The organism is Noviherbaspirillum denitrificans, from assembly GCF_002211445.1.
Lineage (GTDB): Bacteria > Pseudomonadota > Gammaproteobacteria > Burkholderiales > Burkholderiaceae_D > Noviherbaspirillum > Noviherbaspirillum denitrificans.
This window is the reverse complement of sequence record NZ_LSTO01000001.1, coordinates 4,649,038-4,655,109: the sequence shown is the minus strand read 5'-3', so window position 1 is coordinate 4,655,109 and position 6,072 is coordinate 4,649,038. Positions and strand designations below refer to the sequence as shown.

Here is a 6,072-nt window from a genome sequence, read left to right as displayed (position 1 = left end):
GCCAGCGGATGGCGGATTCGATCATCGTTTGGGCATGGGGCGCCGCGTCAAGCGACGACGCAGCATATCGGGTATGTAAAGGTATGGAAGCATGTCCGGGGGCGTCCATTATAATGGCGGGCTGCATGCGCATTGGGGAAGCATGCCGCCGATACCGATCCTATGACTACCGACTACCTACAGAAAATCCTGACCGCACGCGTCTATGACGTCGCGGTCGAAACGCCGCTCGAACTGGCGCCCACGCTGTCGCAGCGCATGGACAACAACATCTACCTCAAGCGCGAGGATATCCAGAGCGTCTTCAGCTTCAAGATTCGCGGCGCTTACAACAAGATGGCGCACCTTACGCCGGCCCAGCTCAAGCGCGGCGTCATCTGCGCGTCGGCCGGCAACCATGCACAGGGCGTGGCGCTGTCCGCCACCCGCCTCGGCTCCCGCGCCGTAATCGTGATGCCCACGACCACGCCGCCGGTGAAGATTGAAGCGGTGCGCGCGCGCGGCGGCGAAGTCGTACTGTTCGGCGATTCCTTTACCGATGCCTACAACCATGCGCTGACGCTTGAAAAGAAGCTCAAGCTGACCTTCGTCCACCCCTTCGACGATCCGTACGTCATCGCCGGCCAGGGCACGATCGGCATGGAAATCCTGCGCCAGCATTCGGAACCCATCCACGCGATCTTCTGCGCGATCGGCGGCGGCGGGCTGATCGCCGGCGTGGCGGCGTATGTGAAGGCGGTGCGTCCCGACATCAAGGTGATCGGTGTGCAGACCACCGATTCCGACGCCATGGCGCGCAGCCTCAAGGCAGGCCGCCGCGTGACGCTGGGTGATGTCGGCCTGTTCTCCGACGGCACCGCCGTCAAGCTCGCCGGCGAGGAAACCTTCCGCATTGCGAAGCAGCACGTGGACGAAGTCATCCTGGTGGATACTGACGAGGTGTGCGCGGCGATCAAGGACGTGTTCCAGGACACCCGCAGCATCCTCGAACCTGCCGGCGCGCTCGCCGTGGCCGGCGCCAAGGCGTATGTCGAACGCGCGAAGGCCGGCAAGAAGCCGCTCACCGGCCAGACCCTGGTCACCGTGACCAGCGGCGCGAACATGAATTTCGACCGCCTGCGCTTCGTGGCCGAGATGGCTGAAGTCGGCGAGGCGCGCGAGGCGCTGTTCGCGGTGACGATCCCCGAAGAGCGCGGCAGCTTCAAGCGCTTCTGCGAACTGGTCGGTCCGCGCAATGTCACCGAGTTCAACTACCGCATCAGCGACGCCAAGGTCGCCCACGTCTTCGTCGGCATCCAGATCTCCAAGCGCGATGAATCCGAAAAGATTTCGAAGAACTTCGAGAAGCACGGCTTCAAGACACTGGACCTGACCCACGATGAGCTGGCCAAGCTGCATGTACGCCATCTGGTCGGCGGCAAGAGCGAGCTGGCGGAAGACGAGCTGCTGTACCGCTTTGAATTCCCGGAGCGTCCGGGCGCGCTGATGCGCTTCCTCGACAGCATGGCGCCGAACTGGAACATCAGCCTGTTCCACTACCGCAACCAGGGCGGCGACGTAGGCCGCATCCTGGTCGGCCTGCAGGTGCCGAAGAAAGAGATGAAGGCCTTCCGCAGCTTCCTCTCGTCCCTCGGCTATCGTCATTGGGACGAAACCGAGAATCCGGTATATAAACTGTTCCTGTAAGACCCGTGCAGCGGCCGAACCGAGGGGGCCGGCCGCTGTCTGAAGGTCATCACGCCCTCTCGGCAGTCCACTCGGCCCCGTGCCGCCACGCGTATGACCACCTCCAACCTGCCGGAAGCATCACCGCTCGGCAAACCCACCGCCTACCAGGCCGAATACACGCCCTCGCTGCTTTTCCCGATCCCGCGCGAACAGAAACGCATTGAAATCGGCGTCACCGGCACCCTGCCCTTCTTCGGCGTCGACATCTGGAATGCGTATGAGCTGTCCTGGCTGAACCTGCGCGGCAAGCCACAGGTTGCGATCGCCACGTTCACGGTGCCCGCCGATTCGCCGAACATCATCGAGTCGAAGTCGTTCAAGCTCTACCTGAACTCCTTCAACCAGACGCGCATCGCATCGCCGGAAGCGCTGGTGGACATGCTGCGCACCGACTTGTCGGACGGCTTCGGCGCGACGGTCTCGGTCAAGCTGACCATGCCCGATGCCTTTTCCAGCGTCGCGATGGGCGAACTCGATGGCCTGCTGCTCGACCGGCTGGACATCGAGGTCAACGAATACAGCCCCAATCCCGGCCTGCTGAAGGCGAACCAAGAGGATGCGATCGTGGAAGAAACCTTCGTGTCGCACCTGCTGAAATCAAACTGCCTGGTCACCGGCCAGCCCGACTGGGGCAGCGTCCAGATCCGTTACGTCGGCCCGCAGATTGACCAGGAGCTGTTGCTGCAATACCTGATCGGATTCCGGAACCACAATGAGTTCCACGAGCAGTGCGTGGAGCGGATCTTCATGGACATCATGCGCCAGTGCAAGCCGCAGAAGCTGTCGGTGTATGCGCGTTACACGCGGCGTGGCGGTCTTGATATCAATCCGTGGCGCACCAATTTCACTACTGGACAGCGGCCGTCGAATTTGCGTAATGCGCGGCAATAATCCTTGCCAGTTCAACATCCAGAACGTGGTAAATATGCCGAAAACAGTTCTAACTGGAAACTAATCCTCTGATTACGGGTCTGAGCTTAAGATGACTGCATCTGGTGACAAATCTTGAATATCTCGCAATTATTTTCTGCTTACTATCAAGGAAGTATCTTCGGGCAACACTAAGCTAGGTCATTGCACATCCCCGCAAGAGGCCTATAATGCGACTCGAAATAACGCATTGTGCGGCGCAGCATGCCGCTTCGTAAGATGACCAACCTTTCAAAAATCCTGTCGGCGAAGAATGTAGTCCTGGATCTCGAGGTATCGAGCAAGAAGCGCGCATTCGAGCAGGCAGGATTGATTTTCGAGAACAACTGCAGCATTGCTCGCTCGGTTGTGTCAGATAACCTGTTTGCCCGCGAGCGCCTCGGCTCGACTGGTTTGGGCCACGGCGTCGCCGTACCGCACGGCCGGATCAAGGGTTTGAAAGCGCCGCTCGCCGCGTTCGTGCGTCTGAAGGAGCCGATCCCCTTCGAGTCGCCCGACGGCCACCCGGTCAAGCTGCTGGTGTTCCTGCTGATTCCCGACCATGTGACGCAGCAACACCTCGAAATCCTGTCCGAAGTCGCCGAAATGTTCTCCGACGAGAATTTCCGCAACCAACTGGCAACGGATCAGGACGCCGCATCGGTCCATTCGCGCATCATTGCGTGGGAACCGAGCGTGCATGCATAATCGGAACTCATGCGGGAGGACATCTCCTCCCGCCATCCTGAGTTCCGCCCATGCCCACACAAACCAACCTCTCGATCCAACAGCTCTACGACGACACCCGCGAAGCACTGCAACTTGGATGGTTTGCGGGCTTTCCGGGCGGTGAACGCCGCATCTCAGGCGACGCCACTTCCGCCGCCGACCAGGTTGGCCACCTGAACCTGATCCACCCCGGCCGCCTGCAAGTCTTCGGCCACCAGGAAATCCAGTACTACAACAAGCTTTCCCCCACCTCCCGCAAGTACCAGACGGAAGAACTGGTCAACGGCGAACCGCCAGCCTTCATCATCGCGCAGGGCCTCGAGACGCCACCCTATATCCTTCAGGTATGCGACGAGCGCAACATCCCGCTGTTCTCCACACCGCTGCCCGCCGCGCAAGTCATCGACTACCTTCGCGTCTACCTGTCCAAGGAACTGGCGCAGCGTGTGACGATGCACGGCGTGTTCATGGATGTGCTCGGCGTCGGCGTACTGATCACCGGTGAATCTGGCTTGGGCAAGAGCGAACTCGGCCTGGAACTGATTTCCCGCAATCATGGCCTGGTAGCGGATGATGCCGTCGAATTCGCGCGCATCGCGCCCAACATGATCGAAGGCCGCTGCCCGCCCCTGCTGCAAAACCTGCTCGAAGTGCGCGGCCTCGGGCTGCTGGATATCAAGACCATCTTCGGCGAAACCGCGGTGCGCCGCAAAATGCGCCTGAAACTGATCGTCCACCTCGTGCGCCGCAAGACGCTGGAAGAAAACTACGAGCGGCTGCCGCTGCACTCCCAGACCGAGGAAGTGCTTGGCCTGCCCATCCGCAAGGTCATCATCCCGGTCGAAGCCGGCCGCAACCTCGCGGTGCTGCTCGAAGCTGCGGTGCGCAACACCATCCTGCAGCTGCGCGGCATCGATACGCTCAAGGAGTTCATGGAGCGCCAGCAGAAGGCAATGGGAAATGACTAATGGAGTATGATTGGCGGTTATGCGCATCATTCTCATCACTGGCATTTCCGGCTCGGGAAAATCGGTCGGACTGAATGCACTTGAAGACGCCGGCTACTTCTGCGTCGATAACCTGCCGCCCAAGTTGCTGCGCCAGCTGGTGGAAACCCGACTGGAAGAAGGCGCGCAAACCCTTGCCGTCGCGATGGATGCGCGCAGCGCCGACTCCCTGGCTGGACTGCCGGCGGACATCCAGAAGCTGAAGGACGAAGGACACGACGTCAAGGTCCTGTTCCTGTCGGCGAAAACGGAATCGCTGATCGCCCGTTTTTCCGAAACACGCCGCAGCCATCCGCTCTCGCACCGCTTCCGGCCAAGCCCGGGCAGCAGCGACCAGCCGACGCTGACCGAATGCATCCTGCGCGAGCGCGAGATGCTCTCTGCTATCGAGGGCATCAGTCATGTAATCGATACCTCTGGTCTCTCCGCGAACAAGCTGCGCGCATGGATCAAGGACCTGGTCGAAACCGAGCGCACGCCGCTGACGCTGCTGTTCGAATCCTTCGCGTTCAAGTTCGGCGTGCCGCTGGACGCCGACCTGGTGTTCGATGTGCGCGTGCTGCCCAATCCCTACTATGACCTGCGCCTTCGTCCGCTGACGGGACGCGATGAGCCGGTCGTCGCCTTCCTCGACGTGCAGGCCCATGTGGCCGAACTGCAGGCCGACATCCGCGGCTTTGTGGAGAAATGGCTGCCCGCTTTCAAGAATGACAACCGCAGCTACCTCACCGTCGCCATCGGCTGCACTGGCGGCCAGCATCGTTCCGTCTACATGGTCGAGAAGCTTGCCCGCCATTTCCGCGCCACCGAACGCGTCCTGGTGCGTCATCGCGAATTGAACTGACACACGTCATGCCCGCCAACGATTCCTGGCTGCCGCTGTTTCCGCTGAAGACAGTCCTGTTTCCGGATGGCGTATTGCCACTGAAGGTCTTTGAAGCGCGCTACATCGACATGGTGCGCGACTGCATGAAGAATGACGCGCCGTTTGGCGTCGTCCTCATCAGGAGCGGCCAGGAAGTCGGCCTCGCCGCCGAGCCGGAAGACGTCGGCTGTCTCGCCCGCATCACTGGATGGGACATGGAGACACTCGGCGTGATGATGCTGCGCACCCGCGGCGGCGAGCGCTTTCGCATCCGCGAAACACGGATACTGCATGACCAGCGTCTCGAAGCACGCGTCGACTTCATCGCTCCGGATGAATCCGTGCCTGCGAGCGATATCCACGTCACCTGTGCGAAAACGCTCAAGATGGTCATCGACGACGTCAATGCCAAGGGCCACGCCGAGCAGGGAACGGCTTTCGTCAGTCCGTTCTCGCAACCGATCCGCCTCGACAGCGCCAGCTGGGTCGCAAACCGCTGGTGCGAAATCCTTCCCATTCCGCTCAAGGCACGGCAAAAACTGATGGAACTGCTCGACGCGGAAAGCCGCCTCTCCATCGTTCATCAGTACCTCGTGCAGCACAAGATCGTCTGAGCGTTAAAACAAAAACAAGAATCACGGCCTTCACTCGACCGGCAATGTGACATTTGCGAGATTCCTTCTCGCGCAATGCTTCCGTAGCGCATTTTTTATCGCCGGTTTGTCACCGCGCAAAATCGCTGCGGGCCATTCGTAGGATAAATGGCTGTCGCTGCCGCATCGGCAAAATTTCCCGCAACCAGCAAGCAGTTATCGCCACACTTTGAGCGCACAT

Annotated in this window: 6 protein-coding genes; all 6 read left to right on the top strand. The window is 60.5% G+C overall.

The genetic code is table 11. The features are described from left to right. Window positions 1–132: 132 nt before the first annotated feature. The 6 genes from ilvA (at window position 133) to AYR66_RS22550 (ending at window position 5,852) form a co-directional block, all read left to right on the top strand. A complete protein-coding gene (gene ilvA / locus AYR66_RS22575; protein ID WP_272938356.1) occupies window positions 133–1,686 on the top strand; it encodes a threonine ammonia-lyase, biosynthetic in 1,554 nt (517 codons plus the stop codon). Between the two features lie 93 nt (window positions 1,687–1,779). Beyond that, window positions 1,780–2,619: an NADPH-dependent 7-cyano-7-deazaguanine reductase QueF gene (gene queF, locus AYR66_RS22570; protein WP_088709378.1), complete on the top strand. Its 840-nt coding sequence runs from the start codon at window positions 1,780–1,782 to the stop codon at window positions 2,617–2,619. Between the two features lie 258 nt (window positions 2,620–2,877). Further along, window positions 2,878–3,345, top strand: coding sequence for a PTS sugar transporter subunit IIA (locus AYR66_RS22565; protein WP_088710003.1), 468 nt, complete (start codon window positions 2,878–2,880; stop codon window positions 3,343–3,345). A 50-nt stretch (window positions 3,346–3,395) separates the two neighbouring features. Beyond that, window positions 3,396–4,334 carry an HPr(Ser) kinase/phosphatase gene (gene hprK, locus AYR66_RS22560; protein WP_088709377.1) on the top strand — a complete coding sequence of 313 codons (939 nt, stop codon included), beginning with the start codon at window positions 3,396–3,398 and terminating at the stop codon, window positions 4,332–4,334. A 19-nt stretch (window positions 4,335–4,353) separates the two neighbouring features. Continuing rightward, window positions 4,354–5,217: an RNase adapter RapZ gene (gene rapZ / locus AYR66_RS22555; RefSeq protein ID WP_088709376.1), complete on the top strand. Its 864-nt coding sequence runs from the start codon at window positions 4,354–4,356 to the stop codon at window positions 5,215–5,217. A gap of 8 nt (window positions 5,218–5,225) precedes the next feature. Beyond that, window positions 5,226–5,852, top strand: coding sequence for an LON peptidase substrate-binding domain-containing protein (locus tag AYR66_RS22550; protein WP_088709375.1), 627 nt, complete (start codon window positions 5,226–5,228; stop codon window positions 5,850–5,852). Window positions 5,853–6,072: the final 220 nt, after the last annotated feature.

What these genes read in the sequence shown, in the direction of transcription:
- AYR66_RS22550 (WP_088709375.1), top strand. Translation starts at nt 5,226, where the DNA reads ATGCCCGCCAACGATTCCTGGCTGCCGCTGTTTCCGCTGAAGACAGTC.
- AYR66_RS22565 (WP_088710003.1), top strand. Translation starts at nt 2,878, where the DNA reads ATGACCAACCTTTCAAAAATCCTGTCGGCGAAGAATGTAGTCCTGGAT.
- queF (WP_088709378.1), top strand. Translation starts at nt 1,780, where the DNA reads ATGACCACCTCCAACCTGCCGGAAGCATCACCGCTCGGCAAACCCACC.
- rapZ (WP_088709376.1), top strand. Translation starts at nt 4,354, where the DNA reads ATGCGCATCATTCTCATCACTGGCATTTCCGGCTCGGGAAAATCGGTC.
- hprK (WP_088709377.1), top strand. Translation starts at nt 3,396, where the DNA reads ATGCCCACACAAACCAACCTCTCGATCCAACAGCTCTACGACGACACC.